The organism is Enterococcus sp. MMGLQ5-1 (assembly GCF_013155265.1).
Classification (GTDB): Bacteria; Bacillota; Bacilli; order Lactobacillales; family Streptococcaceae; genus MMGLQ5-1.
This window is the reverse complement of sequence record NZ_JABJXU010000005.1, coordinates 95076-112772: the sequence shown is the minus strand read 5'-3', so window position 1 is coordinate 112772 and position 17697 is coordinate 95076. Positions and strand designations below refer to the sequence as shown.

Genomic DNA, 17697 nt, shown 5'->3' with positions numbered 1-17697 from the left:
TTAAAGCGCATCTTGGTCCGCTTATAAAAGTAAGCTCAATTGCATATCTTGCCGACTAACTGCCTCAAATTTCATTCTGAAATTTGAGGAGAGTAAGTCGTCATGGCAAAGAGCGCCTTTATTATTTTTTAGTCTGATACTCAACTTTCAGAACGAGCCGTTTATGCTTTTTAGGCAATTTAGCCAGCAAATTACGAACAATATGATGGGGTCAGGACTTTTGTTCCAACTCTTTTTTTATTTGATGTGAAAAATCGATTTAAGATCTCGCTGTAATTTTTTAGAAAATGAGTTAATTACTAATTCTTCCAGCGCTGAAAATGTTGCAATGATACAGACTATTATTCCAATCGTGTTGATATTGAAATAAATTATCAAAAATGGAAAAAAGAATACAATCAAACCAGTGAATTTATTTGAAAGTGTATGCAAAAAAGCGAGCTGCTGATATCTGATGAAGCCTATTATAATAGAAAGTAAACGGATCATCGTGATTATACAAATCCAATAAATAATTAGTGGGCTCGGTTTGATAACAGGCACGATTCGCACTAGAGAGATAACAATAAAGAATAAATCGGCGATACTGTCAAATATTTGTCCAAACCTTGAAAGGTAATTAAACCTTCTAGCGATTAGTCCATCAAGTACGTCGCTGAGTCCGCATAGAGCGTAAATAAGGTAAAATTCAATTGAAAATGGTCTTATTGCTAATAAAGAAGCGGCAAATAATATCCTGAGGCTGGTTAATAAATTAGGTAAATTTCTTATAATTTCTGACCGTCCTTTCATCTATAGTTTTTACTGAGTCTATTTTATCATAATTCCATCTTGATTAGAGTTGGTTGATTCAATAGAGATAGCAAAAAGATACGCTAGATATAGTTGCTATATAAAATACTGTTAAATAAGGGATTAACTGTAGGTGATCGTATTTTAGAACTGAAAATTTAGGTTAAAAACCAAGTAAAAAATGAAATTAAATTCTAAAATAAAGTTAAACTCTGAAAAAAGTCGTTTAATTACTATTTTTTTCTTGCAATGAAGCATAGAAACTGTTATGATATCAAAGGTGTTGTTTCAATGTAGGAGTACAACATTGAATTATCAACATTTTGGTAGTTCGGCGATGAGGCAAGAGGTTGCGACACGCCCGAATGCATTGCCACGCATTCGCGTGACGGTTTTCTTGCTAAGCTATGCCTATTTACAAAATAGACGACAGGAGGAACAAAGATGGCAAACAAAAAAATCCGCATTAGATTAAAAGCATACGAACACCGTATCTTAGATCAAGCAGCGGAAAAAATCGTTGAAACGGCAAAACGTACAGGAGCTTCTGTGAGTGGTCCAATTCCACTTCCAACAGATCGTAGCCTTTATACCGTTATCCGTGCGACACACAAGTATAAGGATTCTCGTGAGCAATTTGAAATCCGCACACACAAACGTTTGGTTGATATTTTAGAGCCAACACAAAAAACAGTTGATGCATTGATGAAACTAGACTTACCATCAGGTGTTAACATTGAAATCAAATTATAATAGGAAAGAGGTGTACTTATGACCAAAGGAATCTTAGGGAAAAAAGTTGGAATGACTCAAATCTTTACTGAATCTGGCGAATTAATTCCAGTAACTGTAATTGAAGCAACGCCAAACGTTGTTTTACAAGTTAAAACCGTTGAAAATGATGGCTATGAAGCAGTGCAAGTTGGCTATCAAGATAAACGTGAAGTTTTGTCTAACAAACCAGCGAAAGGTCATGTTGCAAAAGCAAACACGGCTCCTAAGCGCTTCATACGTGAATTCAAAAACATTGAAGGCTTAGAAGTTGGTACAGAAATTAAAGTAGATATCTTCGAAGCAGGAGATGTAGTTGATGTTACAGGTACGACTAAAGGAAAAGGTTTCCAAGGGGTTATTAAACGTCATGGACAATCTCGTGGGCCAATGTCTCACGGTTCTCGTTATCACCGTCGTCCTGGTTCAATGGGTCCAGTTGCACCGAACCGTGTATTTAAAAATAAACACCTTGCAGGACGCATGGGTGGCAACCGCGTAACTATTCAAAACTTAGAAATTGCTAAGGTTGATGCGGAACGCAATGTGATTTTAGTTAAAGGTAATGTACCTGGTGCTAAAAAATCATTAATCACAATTAAATCTGCAGTTAAGGCTGCAAAATAATTCAGAAGGAGGGGACTTTAAGGAATGGCAAACGTAGCATTATTTAAACAAGATGGCACGCAAGCTGGTGAGATTAGCTTAAATGACACAGTATTTGGTATTGAGCCAAATGAAACTGTTGTTTTTGATGTAATTCTTGCACAACGTGCTTCAAAACGTCAAGGCACACACGCAGTGAAAAATCGCAGTGCAGTTTCTGGCGGTGGACGTAAACCATGGAGACAAAAAGGAACAGGGCGTGCACGTCAAGGTTCTATTCGCTCACCACAATGGCGTGGCGGTGGCGTAGTCTTTGGACCAACACCACGTTCATATGCATACAAACTTCCACAAAAAGTTCGTCAATTAGCTTTGAAATCAGTGCTTTCAAGTAAGGTTGCTGATGAAGCGGTAGTTGCAGTTGAAGCTTTAGCTTTCGATGCACCTAAAACAAAAGAATTTAAAAATGTATTGGATAGCTTGAAAGTTTCAGAAAAAACTTTAGTTGTTTTAGAATCAGGAAACGAAACTGCAGCTCGTGCAGCTCGTAACCTTGCAAATGTTTCGGTTGCTTTTGCGAATGAAATTTCAGTATTAGAAATCGCAAATGCTGCTAAATTAGTAGTTACAAAAGATGCTGTAGCTCAGATTGAGGAGGTACTTGCATAATGAGTTTATACGATATCATTAAAAAACCAGTTATTACTGAAGCTTCAATGCTAGCAATGGACGAAAAGAAATACACATTTGATGTAGATGTTCGTGCTAACAAAACTTTGGTAAAACAAGCTGTTGAAGCAAGCTTCGATGGCGTTAAGGTTTCAAAGGTTAACATTATGAATGTTAAACCAAAAGCAAAACGCGTTGGTAAATATAGTGGCTTCACTAACAAACGTCGTAAAGCGATTGTAACCTTAACAACTGACTCTAAGCCAATCGAAATTTTTGAAAACGAATAATCAACCTAGGAGGGAAAACATTGGGAATCAGAAAGTATAAACCAACCTCTAATGGTCGTCGTAACATGACTTCTTCAGATTTCGCTGAAATCACAACTAATACACCTGAGAAATCATTATTAGTTTCATTGAAGAAAAATGCGGGTCGTAATAATAACGGTCGCATTACTGTACGTCACCAAGGTGGTGGACATAAACGTCAATATCGTTTAGTTGACTTCAAACGTAATAAAGATGACGTTGTAGCATCAGTTGCAACAATTGAATACGATCCAAACCGTTCAGCAAATATTGCTCTAATCATTTATTCAGATGGTGTAAAATCATACATTTTAGCGCCTAAAGGATTAGAAGTTGGTATGACTGTTGAAAGTGGTGCGCATGCCGATATTAAAGTTGGTAATGCATTGCCATTAGAAAACATCCCGGTCGGTACAACTGTTCATAATATCGAGTTAAAGCCTGGTAAAGGTGGACAATTAAACCGTTCTGCTGGAACTTCAGCGCAAGTTCTTGGTAAAGAGGGTAAATACGTCTTAGTAAGATTAAATTCTGGCGAAGTTCGTATGATTTTAGCAACTTGCCGCGCAACAATCGGTACAGTTGGTAATGAACAACATGAATTAATCAATATTGGTAAAGCAGGTCGTTCACGTTGGTTAGGCAAACGCCCAACAGTTCGTGGATCTGTAATGAACCCGAATGATCACCCACACGGTGGTGGTGAAGGTAAAGCACCAGTTGGTCGTAAAGCACCCGTTTCACCTTGGGGTCAACCAGCTATTGGTTATAAAACTCGTAATAAGAAAGCTGCTTCTGACAAGCTTATCGTTCGTCGTCGTAATGCTAAATAAGGTTTCAAAACGACTCGCTCTGGCAACTTGTGAGCGCTAGGCTGTGTTTTTATGAAATAAACGAAACTTGCAGCTTCAGCTGCTTAGTTGGCTTGTTGAAAAAACACAAACTCGAAAGCATATTGTCAAGCCGTTTTAAACCGTCAAATAAGGTGTAAATGTTTTAAAAAATATCCCGCCAGCTCGGTAATCAGCTTCGCCTGATAAGCCGTTGTGGTAATCACGTAGCGTTAAACTGACTTTTTTGTCAATTTAACCAATCATACATAGGAGGAAATAATGGGACGCAGTCTTAAAAAGGGACCTTTTGTCGATGAGCATTTGATGAAAAAAGTAGATGCTCAAAAGGATCTTGAAAAGAAAAAAGTAATTAAAACTTGGTCACGTCGTTCAACGATTTTCCCAAGCTTTATCGGATATACAATCGCAGTTTATGATGGTCGTAAACATGTGCCTGTCTATATTCAAGAAGATATGGTAGGACACAAGCTTGGTGAATTTGCACCAACACGTACTTACCGTGGACATGCAGCAGACGATAAGAAAACAAAACGCTAAAAAGGAGGAAAAGTAAATGGCAGAAATTTTATCAGCTAAAGCAACTGCAAAAACAGTGCGTACTTCACCTCGTAAGGCGCGTATCGTGATGGACTTAATCCGTGGTAAAAATGTTGCAGAAGCAATTTCAATTTTAAAATTCACACCAAATAAATCTGCAGCAATTATTGAAAAAGTTTTAAATTCAGCAATTGCCAATGCAGAAAACAACTTTGACTTAGAAAAAGAAAAATTAGTTGTAACAGAAGCATTTGTTAACGAAGGACCAACTTTAAAACGTTTCCGTCCTCGTGCAAAGGGTTCAGCTTCACCAATTAATAAACGTACAAGTCATATCACAGTTGTTGTTACTGAAAAATAAGGAGGGATAGTAGTGGGTCAAAAGGTACATCCAATTGGAATGCGTGTCGGCATTATCCGCGACTGGGAAGCTAAATGGTACGCAGATAAAGAATACGCAGACTACTTACACGAAGACTTAAAAATCCGCAAATATATCCAAACTAATTTAGCAGATGCTTCAATTTCTACTATTGAAATTGAACGTGCAGTAAACAAAGTTAATGTTTCACTTCACACAGCTAAACCAGGTATGGTTATTGGTAAAGGCGGTTCAAACGTCGAATCATTACGTAAAAACTTAAATCAATTAACAGGTAAGCAAGTACACATCAATATTGTGGAAATTAAAAAACCTGATTTAGATGCACACTTAGTTGGTGAAGGCATTGCGCGTCAATTAGAAAATCGTGTTGCTTTCCGTCGTGCACAAAAACAAGCAATCCAACGTACAATGCGTTCAGGCGCTAAAGGGATCAAAACGCAGGTTTCTGGTCGTTTGAATGGTGCTGATATCGCTCGTGCTGAAGGCTATTCTGAAGGAACTGTTCCGCTTCATACATTGCGTGCCGATATCGATTACGCATGGGAAGAAGCAGATACAACTTACGGAAAATTAGGAGTTAAAATCTGGATTTATCGTGGTGAAGTATTGCCAACGAAAAAAAATTCTCAGAAAGGAGGGAAATAATCAATGTTAGTACCTAAACGTGTAAAACACCGTCGCGAATTCCGTGGGAAAATGCGTGGTGAAGCAAAAGGTGGTAAAGAGATTGCATTTGGTGAATACGGTTTACAAGCAGTGGATTCACATTGGATTACAAACCGTCAAATCGAAGCAGCTCGTGTTGCTATGACTCGTTACATGAAACGTGGTGGGAAAGTATGGATTAAAATCTTCCCTCATAAATCATATACAGCAAAAGCTATCGGAGTTCGTATGGGTTCTGGTAAAGGGGCACCTGAAGGTTGGGTAGCACCAGTTAAACGCGGTAAAATTATGTTTGAAATTGCAGGCGTTCCTGAAGAAGTGGCTCGTGAAGCCCTACGTCTTGCATCTCACAAATTACCGATTAAAACAAAATTTGTAAAACGTGAGGAAGCAGGTGAATCGAATGAAGGCTAAAGATACTGTAACAGAACTTCGTGGTTTATCTACTGAAGAGCTTGTTAATAAAGAGGCTGAATTAAAACAAGAACTATTCAACTTACGATTCCAATTGGCTACTGGTCAATTAGAAAATACTGCACGTATTCAAACTGTACGTAAAACAATTGCTCGTGTCAAAACTGTTTTACGTGAAGCAAAATAAGGTAATGGAAGGAGAATTCATTTAGTATGACTGAACGTAACCAACGTAAAGTTTACCAAGGGCGTGTTGTTTCTGATAAAATGGACAAAACAATTACAGTTGTTGTCGAAACTAAGAAAAATCACCCAATCTATGGTAAACGTTTAAATTATTCTAAAAAATATAAAGCACATGATGAAAACAATGAAGCAAAAACTGGTGACATCGTGCGCATCATGGAAACTCGTCCATTATCTGCTACAAAACGCTTCCGTTTACTCGAAGTAGTCGAAAAAGCAGTCATTATCTAATTAATTAAGATAGTTGAAAAGAAGATAGGTTGAAAGGAGGTCACATCAGTGATCCAAGCAGAAAGTCGTTTGAAAGTTGCTGACAACTCTGGTGCACGTGAAATTTTAACAATTAAAGTTTTGGGTGGTTCAGGTCGTAAGACTGCTAATATCGGAGATATTATTGTTGCTACAGTGAAGCAAGCAATCCCTGGTGGTGCAGTTAAAAAAGGTGACGTGGTTAAAGCCGTAATCGTTCGTACAAAATCTGGCGCGCGTCGTACAGATGGTTCATATATTAAATTTGATGAAAATGCAGCTGTTATCATCCGTGATGATAAGAGCCCTCGTGGGACACGTATTTTCGGACCTGTTGCTCGTGAATTGCGTGAAGGTAACTTCATGAAAATCGTTTCACTTGCACCAGAAGTACTATAAGTCAATTAACAATTGACAATTATTAATTATTAATTATTAATTATTAATTGTTCTAAGGGAGGTCAGTAAATTAATGTTTGTAAAGAAAAACGATAAAGTTAAAGTTATCGCCGGTAAAGACAAGAACAAAGAAGGCGTTGTCTTAGAAGTTTTGGTTAAACAAAACAAAGTTGTTGTCGAAGGTGTTAATATCGTTAAAAAACATCAAAAACCAAACGCTGCAAATCCTCAAGGTGGTATTCTTGAAAAGGAAGCACCAATCAATGCTTCTAATGTTCAAGTGCTAGATGCAAATGGTGTTGCAGGTCGTGTTGGCTATAAATTTGAAGACGATAAAAAAGTTCGTTTTAATAAAAAATCTGGGGAAACACTAGATAAGTAATTGTGAAAGGAGGCAAATTAGTTGGCTAATCGCTTAAAAGAAAAATTTAAAAATGAAGTAACTCCAGCCTTAGTAGAAAAATTTAACTATACTTCAGTAATGCAAGTGCCTAAAGTAGAAAAAATTGTACTTAACATGGGTGTTGGGGATGCCGTATCTAACTCTAAAAACTTAGAAAAGGCTGTCAATGAGTTGGGCTTAATCTCAGGTCAAAAGCCTTTGATTACCAAAGCTAAAAAATCAATCGCTGGTTTCCGTTTGCGTGAAGGAATGCCAATCGGCGCTAAAGTGACATTACGTGGCGAACGTATGTATGAATTCTTGGATAAATTAGTAACTGTTTCATTACCTCGTGTACGTGACTTCCATGGTGTTAGTAAAAAAGCATTTGATGGACGTGGTAACTACACTTTAGGTGTGAAAGAGCAATTAATTTTCCCAGAAATTGATTATGATTTGGTTGATAAAGTTCGTGGTTTGGATATCGTTATCGTAACTACTGCTAATTCAGATGAAGAATCTCGTGAATTATTAGCAGGGTTAGGTATGCCATTCCAAAAGTAAAATAGGAGGCAAAACTTAAATGGCAAAAAAATCAATGATTGCTAAAAATCAACGTCCTGCGAAGTTCTCTTCTCAAGCATACACACGTTGTGAACGTTGTGGACGTCCACATTCAGTTTACCGCAAGTTTAAACTTTGCCGTATTTGCTTCCGTGAACTAGCCTATAAAGGTCAAATTCCGGGCGTGAAAAAAGCAAGCTGGTAAGCAGTTATAATAGAATTTAAGGTAAGCTTGGATTCAAATGTTAAACGAAAATTTAAAGGAGGTTACTACTTCAATGGTCATGACAGATCCAATTTCAGACTTTTTAACACGTATTCGTAATGCGAATCAAGTCAAACACGAAGTGTTAGAAGTGCCTGCATCTAAAATTAAGCGTGACATCGCTGAAATCTTGAAAAAAGAAGGTTTCATCAAAGATGTTGAGTATATCGAAGATGATAAGCAAGGTATCATCCGTGTATTCTTAAAATACGGACGTGATGGTGAACGTGTTATCACAAACTTAAAGCGTATTTCTAAACCAGGATTACGTGCTTATGTTAAAGCGAATGATGTACCTAAAGTTTTAAATGGTTTAGGTATTTCAATTATCTCTACTTCTGAAGGTTTATTAACTGATAAAGAAGCACGTGAGCGTAACGTCGGTGGCGAAGTTATTGCTTACGTTTGGTAAGAATTTTTAAATAAAAGGAGGTGCCAAAAGTGAGTCGTATTGGTAATAAAGTTGTTGTTTTGCCAGCAGGTGTAACTGTTGATCGTAAAGACAATACAGTAACGGTTAAGGGACCTAAAGGCGAATTAACACGTACTTTTAACAATAATATTGAAATTAAAGTTGAAGGGTCTGAAGTAACATTTACTCGCCCTAATGATAGTAAAGAAATGAAAACAATCCACGGAACAACTCGTGCTAATTTCCATAATATGGTAGTTGGTGTTTCTGAAGGCTTTAAAAAAGACCTTGAAATGATCGGGGTTGGGTACCGTGCACAACTACAAGGTAAAAAGATTGTATTGAGCTTAGGTAAATCTCATCCAGATGAAGTTGAAGCACCAGAAGGCATTGAATTCGAAGTGCCTGCTGCTACTCAAATTTCTGTAAAGGGTGCCAACAAAGAAGTTGTTGGTGAAGTTGCAGCATACATTCGTTCACTACGTCCGCCAGAGCCTTATAAAGGTAAAGGGATTCGCTATGTTGGTGAATTTGTACGTCGTAAAGAAGGTAAAACTGGTAAATAGTTTCATTAATAATCAATTGTTAATTATTAATTGTGAACTATTGCTGGGAAAGTTTCTGGAATACTTTTCAAAAATTCCGAGTAGAACAATGAAAGTGTCATTGACAATTTATTGTGAAAAATTATAAGAGGTGAAAATTGTGATTACAAAACCAGATAAAAATAAAACACGTAAGAAACGTCATAACCGTGTTCGTAACCGTATCTCTGGTACAGCTCAGCGCCCACGCTTGAACGTTTTCCGTTCTAATCAACACATCTACGCTCAAATTATTGATGACGTAGCGGGTGTGACGCTAGCAAGTGCCTCTACCTTAGATAAAGAAATTTCAGGTGGAAATAAAACAGAAAAAGCTCAATCTGTTGGTAAATTAGTAGCAGAACGTGCAAAAGCAAAAGACGTAAAAGTAGTAGTCTTCGACCGTGGTGGTTACCTTTATCATGGACGTGTAGCTGCTTTAGCAGAAGCTGCACGCGAAAATGGATTAGAATTTTAATTAGAAGGAGGAAAACCACACATGGTATTCAATATTGATGATAAATCATTAGAAGAACGCGTTGTTTCAATCAACCGTGTAACCAAAGTTGTTAAGGGTGGACGTCGTTTACGTTTTGCCGCATTAGTTGTAGTTGGTGACAAGAATGGTCACGTTGGCTTTGGTACAGGTAAAGCGCAAGAAGTTCCAGAAGCTATCCGCAAAGCAATTGAAGATGCTAAGAAAAACTTAATTGAAGTTCCTATGGTTGGCACAACACTTCCTCATGAAGTTATTGGTCAATTTTCAGGTGGACGTATCTTGATGAAGCCTGCTGTAGAGGGTTCTGGTGTTGCTGCTGGTGGACCAGTTCGTGCCGTACTTGAACTTGCTGGTGTTGCTGATGTAACAAGTAAATCATTAGGTTCAAATACACCAATCAACGTTGTTCGCGCAACAGTTGAGGGATTAAAACAATTAAAACGTGCTAACGAAGTTGCTGAGTTACGTGGAAAATCTGTAGAAGATTTAGTTGGTTAAGGAGGATTACAATGGCTGAATTAAAAATTACTTTAAAGCGCTCTGTAATTGGACGTAAACAAAATCAACGTGACACTGCTAAAGCGTTAGGACTTACAAAATTACAATCAACAGTTGTAAAACCTGATAACGCAGCAATTCGTGGAATGATTAACACAATTTCACATTTAGTTGACGTTGAAGAAGTTTAATTATTATACTTAGTCTAAGGAGGTGCTCAAGTTTTATGAAACTGCATGAATTAAAACCATCTGAAGGTAGCCGTAAAGTCCGTAACCGTGTTGGACGTGGAACTTCTTCAGGTAATGGTAAAACATCAGGACGTGGACAAAAGGGTCAAAAATCTCGTTCAGGTGGTGGTGTTCGTTTAGGATTTGAAGGGGGTCAAACACCTTTATTCCGTCGTATGCCAAAACGTGGCTTTAAAAATATTAATTCAAAGGATTATGCATTAGTTAATTTAGATGCATTAAATCGTTTTGAAGATGGTGCGGAAGTAACACCAGAAGCTTTGGTAGAGGCTAAAATCGTGAAGGATGTTAAATCTGGAATTAAGATTTTAGGCAATGGAGAGTTAACTAAAAAATTAACTGTTAAGGCTTCAAAATTCTCAAAAACTGCTGAAGAAGCAATTACTTCTAAAGGTGGTTCAATCGAGGTGCTTTAATGTTTAAACTATTGAAAAATGCGTTTAAAGTTAAAGAAATTCGTAATAAGATCTATTTCACATTCTTTATTCTTTTTGTATTTCGTTTAGGTGCGCATATTACCGTACCTGGCGTGAATGCAAAATCATTAGAGCAGGTGGCTGATTTACCATTCATGAGTATGTTCAATATTGTTTCTGGTAGTGCAATGCAAAACTTTTCTGTTTTTGCGATGGGTGTTTCACCTTACATTACTGCGTCAATTGTTGTTCAATTACTTCAAATGGATATTGTGCCTAAGTTTGTGGAGTGGAGTAAACAAGGTGAAGTTGGTCGTCGGAAGTTAAATCAGGTCACTCGCTATTTGACATTAGTTCTTGGCTTAGTACAATCAATTGGGATTACTGCTGGTTTTAATCAGTATGTTAGCTTGGGATTAGTGCAAAATCCAAGTGTTTGGTCATACATCTCTATTGGGGTTATCCTTACAGCAGGAAGTATGATTGTAACCTGGATGGGTGAGCAAATTACTGAAAAAGGTTTTGGTAATGGTGTTTCGATGATCATTTTTGCAGGGATTATTTCTGGTTTGCCTTCAGCGATTAAGGAAATCTTTGAAGATCACTTTATTAATGTGGATTCAAGCAGAATTCCAATTTCAATCGTTTTTATTATTGTGTTAATTATTGCGGTTATTATCATCGTGACTTTAACAACTTTTGTGCAGCAGGCAGAAAGAAAAATTCCAATTCAATATACAAAACGTGTATCAGGTGCGCCAACAAGCTCATATTTACCATTAAAAGTAAATGCAGCTGGTGTAATCCCTGTTATCTTTGCAAGCTCAATTATTTCGACACCACAAGCAATTTTACAATTTTTCCAAGAATCGCGCGGTAATGAAACATGGTTTAAAGTAATGTCTGAAATATTTAACTACAATACAATTGTTGGTGGTATTTTCTATGCAGTATTGATTATTGCCTTTACCTTTTTCTATGCTTTCGTTCAAGTTAATCCAGAAAAAATGGCTGAAAACTTGCAAAAGCAAGGCAGCTATATTCCAAGAGTTCGTCCTGGTAAGGGAACCGAAGAGTACGTATCACATCTCTTGATGCGTCTATCAACGGTAGGCTCAATTTTCCTCGGATTAGTTGCACTATTACCGATTATTGCAGCAGCAATTTGGAGCTTGCCTAAATCAATTGGTTTGGGTGGTACTTCACTTTTAATTGTCATTTCAGTTGCACTTGAGGCAGCTAAACAATTAGAGGGATTAATGCTGAAGAAAAAATATGTCGGTTTTATGGATATTTCGGAATAAGTGGTTTGGATGGACTAAGACAATTTTTCGATTAGTCCATTTAAGCTGTCTATTCGCTTAATTGTAAATAGCTGAATCAAGTGAGAAATAAATAAGGAGCAATCAAAAATGAACATTTTGATTATGGGGCTTCCCGGTGCAGGGAAGGGTACTCAAGCAGAAAAAATAATTGATACATATCAAATACCGCATATTTCAACCGGTGATATGTTCCGAGAAGCAATGGCTCAAGGTACTGAAATGGGGCAATTGGCTAAAAGCTTTATTGACAAAGGCGAATTAGTTCCAGATGAAGTAACCAACGGAATTGTTAAGGAGCGTTTAGGCGCAAGTGATGTAGCGAATGGATTCCTTTTAGACGGTTTTCCAAGAACGATTGATCAAGCATATAGCCTGACGGAAATCTTAGAATCAATAAATAAAACAGTTGATTATGTAATTAATATCGATGTTAATCCAGAGATTTTAGTTGAACGTTTATCTGGCCGTTTTATTTGTAAAGACTGTGGTGCCACTTATCATAAAGTTTTCAATCCGCCAAAGGTTGAAGGGACTTGTGATCGTTGTGGTGGGCATAACTTCTTCCAAAGAGAGGATGATAAGCCTGAAACAGTTAAAAATCGGTTGGAAATTAATATTAAACAAAGTGCACCAATTTTAGAATATTATCGTAAGCAAAATCTTGTCTATGATATTAATGGTAACCAAGCAATAGACCAAGTTTTCAAAGAAGTACAAGCTGCGCTAGGTAACTAATTTTCTTGTAAAATAAGGGCTTTAGTGCTATAATAATCTAGTTCGACTTTGAGAATGGTAGGCTTGAAACATACTGCGTATTGTAGATTTTAGGAGGTTACACTTCGCATGGCAAAAGAAGATATGATTGAAATCGAAGGCAAAGTCGTTGATACAATGCCGAATGCAATGTTTACAGTGGAACTTGAAAACGGTCATCAAATCTTAGCTACAATCTCAGGTAAAATTCGTAAAAATTATATTCGTATTTTAACAGGAGATCGCGTGACAGTTGAAATGTCACCGTATGATTTGACTCGTGGTCGGATTACATACCGCTTTAAATAATTGTACTTTCAAATTAACGTGGAGGTATTATAAAAATGAAAGTAAGACCATCAGTAAAACCAATGTGCGAACATTGTAAAGTGATTCGTCGTAATGGTCGTGTTATGGTGATTTGCCCAGCAAACCCTAAACATAAACAACGTCAAGGATAAAATGGAGGTGAACAAATAAATGGCTCGTATTGCAGGTGTCGATATTCCTCGTGATAAACATATCGTAATTTCACTTACTTATGTTTATGGAATCGGAAAAACGACTGCTCAAAAAATTCTAGCTGAAGCTGGAGTTGCAGAAGATATCCGTGTTAAAGATTTAACAAATGATCAAGAAGATGCAATCCGTCGTGAAGTAGACAAACTTAAAGTTGAAGGCGATTTACGTCGTGAAGTGAACTTAAACATTAAGCGTTTAATGGAAATTGGTTCATATCGAGGTATGCGTCATCGTCGTGGTTTACCAACTCGCGGACAAAATACAAAAAATAATGCACGTACTCGCAAAGGTCCTTCTAAGACAGTTGCAGGTAAGAAAAAATAATTAATTAGTAAGGAGGTAGTGAAACGTGGCAAAAAAACCAACTCGTAAACGTCGTGTGAAAAAGAATATTGAATCAGGTGTTGCGCACATTCATTCAACATTCAACAATACAATCGTGATGATTACAGATGTACATGGTAATGCTTTAGCATGGTCTTCAGCAGGTGCTTTAGGATTTAAGGGTTCTAAAAAATCAACACCATTTGCAGCTCAAATGGCTTCTGAAACAGCAGCGAAATCAGCGATGGAACATGGCTTGAAATCAGTTGATGTTACGGTTAAAGGACCAGGTTCAGGTCGTGAAGCAGCTATTCGTGCCTTGCAAGCAACAGGTCTTGACGTAACAGCAATTCGTGACGTCACTCCAGTCCCACATAATGGTTGTCGTCCTCCAAAACGTCGTCGTGTATAGTAGCTTATTGTAGAATGGCTGGCACTTCTCGTTTTGAAAGGAGTAACGAATAAATGATTGAGTTTGAAAAACCAAGAATTGAAAAAATTGATGAAGCTAATAATTATGGCAAATTTGTCGTAGAGCCTCTTGAAAGAGGTTATGGAACAACTTTAGGCAATTCATTGCGTCGTATTTTACTTTCTTCTTTATCAGGTGCTGCAGTTACTAACGTTCAAATTGATGGTGTGTTACACGAATTTGGGACAGTTGATGGTGTCAGAGAAGATGTTACTCAAATTCTTCTAAACATTAAAGGCCTTGCGGTTAAAATGTTTACTGACGAAGAAAGAACAATCGAAATTGACGTTACTGGACCACAAGTTGTGACAGCTGGCGATATTTTAACGGATAGCGATGTTGAAATTTTAAATAAAGAGCATCATTTATTTGAGATTGCAGACGGCAAAACGTTGAGAGCAACCTTAACTGTGAATACAGGTCGTGGTTATGTTCAAGCAGAAGAAAATAAGAGTGATGGAACACCTATTGGCTTTCTTGCTGTGGATTCAAATTATACACCAGTAAGCCGTGTAAATTATCAAGTTGAGCAAACTCGTGTTGGTAGATTGGACAATTATGATAAATTGACTATGGAAATTTGGACTAATGGTTCAATTATTCCACAGGATGCATTAAGTCTATCTGCTAAAATTTTAACGGAACACTTGGGTATTTTTGTGAACTTAACTGATATTGGTCAAAAGGCTGAGGTCATGGTTGAGAAGGAAGAAACACAAAAAGAAAAAGTGTTAGAAATGACAATTGAAGAAATGGATTTATCCGTTCGTTCATATAACTGTTTAAAACGTGCAGGTATCAATACGGTTCAAGAATTAACTATTAAATCTGAACCAGAAATGATTAAGGTACGTAACTTAGGACGTAAATCACTTGAAGAAGTGAAAGCTAAACTGCATGATTTAGGTTTAGGACTCCGTCCAGAAGATTAGTTCAAGGAGGAAGAATAAGTGTCTTATCGTAAATTAGGACGTACAAGTTCACAACGTAAAGCAATGCTACGCGATTTAACGACTGACTTAATTATCAACGAAACTATCGTGACAACAGAAGCGCGTGCGAAAGAAATCCGCAAATCTGTTGAAAAAATGATCACTTTAGGAAAACGTGGTGATTTACATGCACGCCGTCAAGCTGCTGCATATGTACGCCATGAGGTTGCTTCAATTAAAGAAGTTGATGAAGATATTCAAATTGAGTATGCTTTGCAAAAACTATTTGGTGATTTGGCTGAGCGCTTTAAAGAGCGTAATGGTGGATACACTCGTATCTTAAAGACTGAACCACGTCGTGGTGATGCTGCACCAATGGCAATCATTGAATTTGTTTAATCTTTAAATATCATAAATAGTGGTGAATTTAGTTAACCTTTAGTTAGCTATTACCACTAACTATGTTGAGTGTTATGATGGTGGGATTTATTAATTGTTAATTATATTATCCTTAGTCTAGCTCTGGGGCTCCCGTGACTTTAAGTCACGGGACACTCTTCATTTTATTAAGCTTAACAATGTGGGGATAGTCGGAGACTATTCTTTTTTTATGTTATAATATTCAAGAATAATTTGTGCTTTATTATATGCAGAGGAGTGAGACTTGATGAGAATTGGAATTATTGGTTTGGGCCATGTTGGTTCTACAATTGCGTATACGTTATTATTAAAAAAAATAGCTAACGAGCTTGTGTTGATAGACAATAATCAGGCAAAGGTTGCTGCTGAAACAATTGAATTATTGGATACGGCTTTAAATATTAAGCATAAAATTAATATTTTGACGCACTATCAAGACTTGGAATCAGCAGATTTTATTATTTTTTCAGCAGGTGATATTACGATATTTGAAAATGCTGAAAGCGATCGTCTTGCTGAGCTAAAAGTAACGGCGAAAATTGTAGAAGATGTAGCGCCAAAATTGAAAGAATCAGGATTTTCTGGAAAAATAATTTCAATTACTAATCCTTGTGATGTCATTGCACTTTACTTGGCAGAATTGACGGGTTTACCTAAGGAACAAGTGATTGGGACAGGTACAGTAATTGATACTGATCGTTTAATCAATATAACGAAGCGTCGTGATGTTATGATGATTGGTGAGCATGGCAATAGTCAAGTTGCGGTGAATCAGGTTTCAAATTCTGAAGAGTCAGCGGGGCGAGCGGCTGGTTGGCAGATTTATCAAGCCAAGCGGCATACAGCCTTTGGGATTGCCAGTACGACTTTTCGGATTATCCAAGCAATGACAGAAAAAAATAATGAAGTATTAAATGTTAGCTGCTATGATTCAACTAAAGATTGCTATTATGGCTGGCCTAGTCTATTTGATGGTGAAAAATTTGTTCGACAAGAGCTTGAATTAACCGCTGAAGAAAATATAAAATTTATTAAAAGCATCGAAACCATTAAGCAAAATTATCAAAGTATTCAGTCATTATAGTGTTTAAATATGGAGTGATAAATAATTATTAATCAGTGATAGGAAAATGGTATTATAAATTTATTATTTTTTGTAATAAGATTATTTATGTCTTACCATATGTTTTTATAAAAGGAGAAATTTATATGAAAAAATTAATTAGCTTTGCGATTGCTTTTCTAGCAGTGATAACACTTGCTGCCTGTGGTTCTTCAAGTAAGAGTGGCTCATCAACTGAATCGCATAAATATGTTGTTGGTGTCGCAAGTGATTCACAAAGGGAAATTTGGGAATATGTTGCTGATCAAGTGAAAAAAGAGGGCATCACCTTAGATGTTAAGCTCTTTTCTGGCTATACTGAGGAAAATCCAGCGCTTGCTGACGGGTCATTGGATTTAAATTCTTTCCAGCACGTTGCTTATCTAAATAACTATAATAAAGAGAATAATCAAGACCTAGTTCATATTGCCTATACAATTATCTCACCATTTGGTCTTTATTCAGACAAGATTAAGGATTATAGCGAATTAAAAGATGGTGATACGATTGCGATTCCAAATGATGTGACAAACGGTGGCCGTGCTTTGCAGCTACTTGCGGCAATTGATGTGATTACGTTAAAAGCGGATGCACCTGATTCACCAACAGTGAAAGATATTGAAAAATATAATAAAAAAATTGAAATTAAAGAAATACAAGCGGATCAGCTTGTTTCAGTCTTACCTGATGTTACTGCGGCGACTATTAATACTAATTTTGTGATTGATCAGTTGCAAACAACACCTGAAGAATCGGCAATCTATATTGATACAGATCATTTGGATAAAGTTTCTGAATTGTATAAAAATGTAATTGCTGTTCGTAAGGAAGATAAGGATAATGAAGATTTCAAGAAAATTGTTAAGGCTTATCAGACAGACCATGTGGCTGAGTTGATTAAAGCAACTGGTGATATCCCAGCTTGGGAATAAGTAGATTAATAAAATGAGAGCTAGTTTTAAATCATCATGTTGAAGGCTGTTTTTTAATATTTTGCAGGTTTTGCTTATCTTCTTATGATATGATAAATGACGAGGCAGGGGATAATGTTCTCTGCCTCTTATATTGGCTAAACAT

Annotated in this window: 33 protein-coding genes; 32 read left to right on the top strand and 1 reads right to left on the bottom strand. The window is 36.9% G+C overall.

Going from position 1 to position 17697, the window contains the following annotated elements; genetic code table 11:
- Positions 1-237: 237 nt before the first annotated feature.
- Positions 238-792 carry a CDP-alcohol phosphatidyltransferase family protein gene (locus HOY35_RS13665; protein ID WP_172211597.1) on the bottom strand — a complete coding sequence of 185 codons (555 nt, stop codon included), beginning with the start codon at positions 790-792 and terminating at the stop codon, positions 238-240.
- A gap of 307 nt (positions 793-1099) precedes the next feature.
- Between HOY35_RS13665 and HOY35_RS06925 the strand changes: the two genes are divergently transcribed.
- From HOY35_RS06925 to HOY35_RS06770, 32 genes are all read left to right on the top strand, one after another.
- Positions 1100-1267, top strand: coding sequence for a hypothetical protein (locus tag HOY35_RS06925; protein WP_172211599.1), 168 nt, complete (start codon positions 1100-1102; stop codon positions 1265-1267).
- Positions 1237-1545, top strand: a complete 309-nt coding sequence (gene rpsJ, locus HOY35_RS06920) for a 30S ribosomal protein S10 (protein WP_172211601.1) — start codon at positions 1237-1239, stop codon at positions 1543-1545. The genes HOY35_RS06925 and rpsJ overlap by 31 nt, the downstream gene beginning before the upstream one ends.
- A gap of 18 nt (positions 1546-1563) precedes the next feature.
- Entirely contained in the window at positions 1564-2190 is a 627-nt protein-coding gene (gene rplC, locus HOY35_RS06915) for a 50S ribosomal protein L3 (RefSeq protein ID WP_172211603.1), read from the top strand.
- A gap of 24 nt (positions 2191-2214) precedes the next feature.
- Positions 2215-2838: a 50S ribosomal protein L4 gene (rplD, locus tag HOY35_RS06910; RefSeq protein WP_172211605.1), complete on the top strand. Its 624-nt coding sequence runs from the start codon at positions 2215-2217 to the stop codon at positions 2836-2838.
- Entirely contained in the window at positions 2838-3128 is a 291-nt protein-coding gene (locus HOY35_RS06905; protein WP_172211607.1) for a 50S ribosomal protein L23, read from the top strand. The genes rplD and HOY35_RS06905 overlap by 1 nt, the downstream gene beginning before the upstream one ends.
- A gap of 20 nt (positions 3129-3148) precedes the next feature.
- The gene (gene rplB, locus HOY35_RS06900; protein WP_172211609.1) at positions 3149-3982 is read left to right on the top strand and encodes a 50S ribosomal protein L2; all 834 of its coding nucleotides are present in this window, start codon (positions 3149-3151) and stop codon (positions 3980-3982) included.
- Between the two features lie 279 nt (positions 3983-4261).
- The gene (gene rpsS / locus HOY35_RS06895) at positions 4262-4540 is read left to right on the top strand and encodes a 30S ribosomal protein S19 (RefSeq protein ID WP_172211611.1); all 279 of its coding nucleotides are present in this window, start codon (positions 4262-4264) and stop codon (positions 4538-4540) included.
- A gap of 16 nt (positions 4541-4556) precedes the next feature.
- Positions 4557-4901: a 50S ribosomal protein L22 gene (rplV, locus tag HOY35_RS06890; RefSeq protein ID WP_172211619.1), complete on the top strand. Its 345-nt coding sequence runs from the start codon at positions 4557-4559 to the stop codon at positions 4899-4901.
- A gap of 12 nt (positions 4902-4913) precedes the next feature.
- Positions 4914-5570, top strand: coding sequence for a 30S ribosomal protein S3 (gene rpsC / locus HOY35_RS06885; RefSeq protein ID WP_172211621.1), 657 nt, complete (start codon positions 4914-4916; stop codon positions 5568-5570).
- Positions 5571-5573: 3 nt separating this feature from the next.
- Positions 5574-6005, top strand: a complete 432-nt coding sequence (gene rplP, locus HOY35_RS06880) for a 50S ribosomal protein L16 (RefSeq protein ID WP_172211623.1) — start codon at positions 5574-5576, stop codon at positions 6003-6005.
- On the top strand, positions 5995-6192 hold the full coding sequence (rpmC, locus tag HOY35_RS06875; protein WP_172211856.1) for a 50S ribosomal protein L29: 198 nt from the start codon (positions 5995-5997) through the stop codon (positions 6190-6192). Before rplP ends, rpmC begins: the two co-directional genes overlap by 11 nt.
- A gap of 26 nt (positions 6193-6218) precedes the next feature.
- On the top strand, positions 6219-6482 hold the full coding sequence (gene rpsQ / locus HOY35_RS06870; protein WP_172211625.1) for a 30S ribosomal protein S17: 264 nt from the start codon (positions 6219-6221) through the stop codon (positions 6480-6482).
- A 48-nt stretch (positions 6483-6530) separates the two neighbouring features.
- Positions 6531-6899, top strand: a complete 369-nt coding sequence (rplN, locus tag HOY35_RS06865; protein WP_172211627.1) for a 50S ribosomal protein L14 — start codon at positions 6531-6533, stop codon at positions 6897-6899.
- A 73-nt stretch (positions 6900-6972) separates the two neighbouring features.
- Positions 6973-7281 carry a 50S ribosomal protein L24 gene (rplX, locus tag HOY35_RS06860; protein WP_172211629.1) on the top strand — a complete coding sequence of 103 codons (309 nt, stop codon included), beginning with the start codon at positions 6973-6975 and terminating at the stop codon, positions 7279-7281.
- A gap of 21 nt (positions 7282-7302) precedes the next feature.
- Positions 7303-7845 (top strand): 50S ribosomal protein L5, encoded by a 543-nt coding sequence (rplE, locus tag HOY35_RS06855; protein ID WP_172211631.1) that lies wholly within the window; start codon positions 7303-7305, stop codon positions 7843-7845.
- 19 nt (positions 7846-7864) lie between these two features.
- Positions 7865-8050, top strand: a complete 186-nt coding sequence (locus tag HOY35_RS06850) for a type Z 30S ribosomal protein S14 (RefSeq protein ID WP_172211643.1) — start codon at positions 7865-7867, stop codon at positions 8048-8050.
- Between the two features lie 73 nt (positions 8051-8123).
- The gene (rpsH, locus tag HOY35_RS06845; RefSeq protein ID WP_172211645.1) at positions 8124-8522 is read left to right on the top strand and encodes a 30S ribosomal protein S8; all 399 of its coding nucleotides are present in this window, start codon (positions 8124-8126) and stop codon (positions 8520-8522) included.
- A 29-nt stretch (positions 8523-8551) separates the two neighbouring features.
- Positions 8552-9088, top strand: coding sequence for a 50S ribosomal protein L6 (rplF, locus tag HOY35_RS06840; RefSeq protein WP_172211647.1), 537 nt, complete (start codon positions 8552-8554; stop codon positions 9086-9088).
- A gap of 130 nt (positions 9089-9218) precedes the next feature.
- Complete coding sequence (rplR, locus tag HOY35_RS06835; RefSeq protein ID WP_349627495.1) at positions 9219-9584, top strand: 50S ribosomal protein L18; 366 nt, start codon at positions 9219-9221, stop codon at positions 9582-9584.
- Between the two features lie 21 nt (positions 9585-9605).
- Entirely contained in the window at positions 9606-10103 is a 498-nt protein-coding gene (rpsE, locus tag HOY35_RS06830; protein ID WP_172211651.1) for a 30S ribosomal protein S5, read from the top strand.
- An 11-nt stretch (positions 10104-10114) separates the two neighbouring features.
- Positions 10115-10294, top strand: coding sequence for a 50S ribosomal protein L30 (gene rpmD, locus HOY35_RS06825; RefSeq protein ID WP_172211653.1), 180 nt, complete (start codon positions 10115-10117; stop codon positions 10292-10294).
- Between the two features lie 35 nt (positions 10295-10329).
- Positions 10330-10770, top strand: a complete 441-nt coding sequence (gene rplO, locus HOY35_RS06820) for a 50S ribosomal protein L15 (RefSeq protein WP_172211655.1) — start codon at positions 10330-10332, stop codon at positions 10768-10770.
- Positions 10770-12074, top strand: coding sequence for a preprotein translocase subunit SecY (gene secY / locus HOY35_RS06815; protein WP_172211657.1), 1305 nt, complete (start codon positions 10770-10772; stop codon positions 12072-12074). The genes rplO and secY overlap by 1 nt, the downstream gene beginning before the upstream one ends.
- A gap of 108 nt (positions 12075-12182) precedes the next feature.
- The gene (locus tag HOY35_RS06810) at positions 12183-12830 is read left to right on the top strand and encodes an adenylate kinase (RefSeq protein ID WP_172211659.1); all 648 of its coding nucleotides are present in this window, start codon (positions 12183-12185) and stop codon (positions 12828-12830) included.
- Between the two features lie 108 nt (positions 12831-12938).
- Positions 12939-13157 carry a translation initiation factor IF-1 gene (gene infA / locus HOY35_RS06805; protein WP_172211661.1) on the top strand — a complete coding sequence of 73 codons (219 nt, stop codon included), beginning with the start codon at positions 12939-12941 and terminating at the stop codon, positions 13155-13157.
- Between the two features lie 35 nt (positions 13158-13192).
- The gene (gene rpmJ / locus HOY35_RS06800; protein WP_010742772.1) at positions 13193-13309 is read left to right on the top strand and encodes a 50S ribosomal protein L36; all 117 of its coding nucleotides are present in this window, start codon (positions 13193-13195) and stop codon (positions 13307-13309) included.
- A gap of 19 nt (positions 13310-13328) precedes the next feature.
- The gene (rpsM, locus tag HOY35_RS06795; protein ID WP_172211663.1) at positions 13329-13694 is read left to right on the top strand and encodes a 30S ribosomal protein S13; all 366 of its coding nucleotides are present in this window, start codon (positions 13329-13331) and stop codon (positions 13692-13694) included.
- Positions 13695-13719: 25 nt separating this feature from the next.
- Positions 13720-14106 carry a 30S ribosomal protein S11 gene (gene rpsK / locus HOY35_RS06790; RefSeq protein ID WP_172211665.1) on the top strand — a complete coding sequence of 129 codons (387 nt, stop codon included), beginning with the start codon at positions 13720-13722 and terminating at the stop codon, positions 14104-14106.
- 53 nt (positions 14107-14159) lie between these two features.
- Positions 14160-15098, top strand: a complete 939-nt coding sequence (locus HOY35_RS06785) for a DNA-directed RNA polymerase subunit alpha (protein ID WP_172211667.1) — start codon at positions 14160-14162, stop codon at positions 15096-15098.
- Positions 15099-15116: 18 nt separating this feature from the next.
- Complete coding sequence (gene rplQ / locus HOY35_RS06780) at positions 15117-15497, top strand: 50S ribosomal protein L17 (protein WP_172211669.1); 381 nt, start codon at positions 15117-15119, stop codon at positions 15495-15497.
- A gap of 268 nt (positions 15498-15765) precedes the next feature.
- A complete protein-coding gene (locus HOY35_RS06775; RefSeq protein WP_172211671.1) occupies positions 15766-16602 on the top strand; it encodes an L-lactate dehydrogenase in 837 nt (278 codons plus the stop codon).
- Between the two features lie 125 nt (positions 16603-16727).
- Positions 16728-17552 carry a MetQ/NlpA family ABC transporter substrate-binding protein gene (locus HOY35_RS06770; RefSeq protein WP_172211673.1) on the top strand — a complete coding sequence of 275 codons (825 nt, stop codon included), beginning with the start codon at positions 16728-16730 and terminating at the stop codon, positions 17550-17552.
- The last annotated feature ends 145 nt before the right edge of the window (positions 17553-17697 follow it).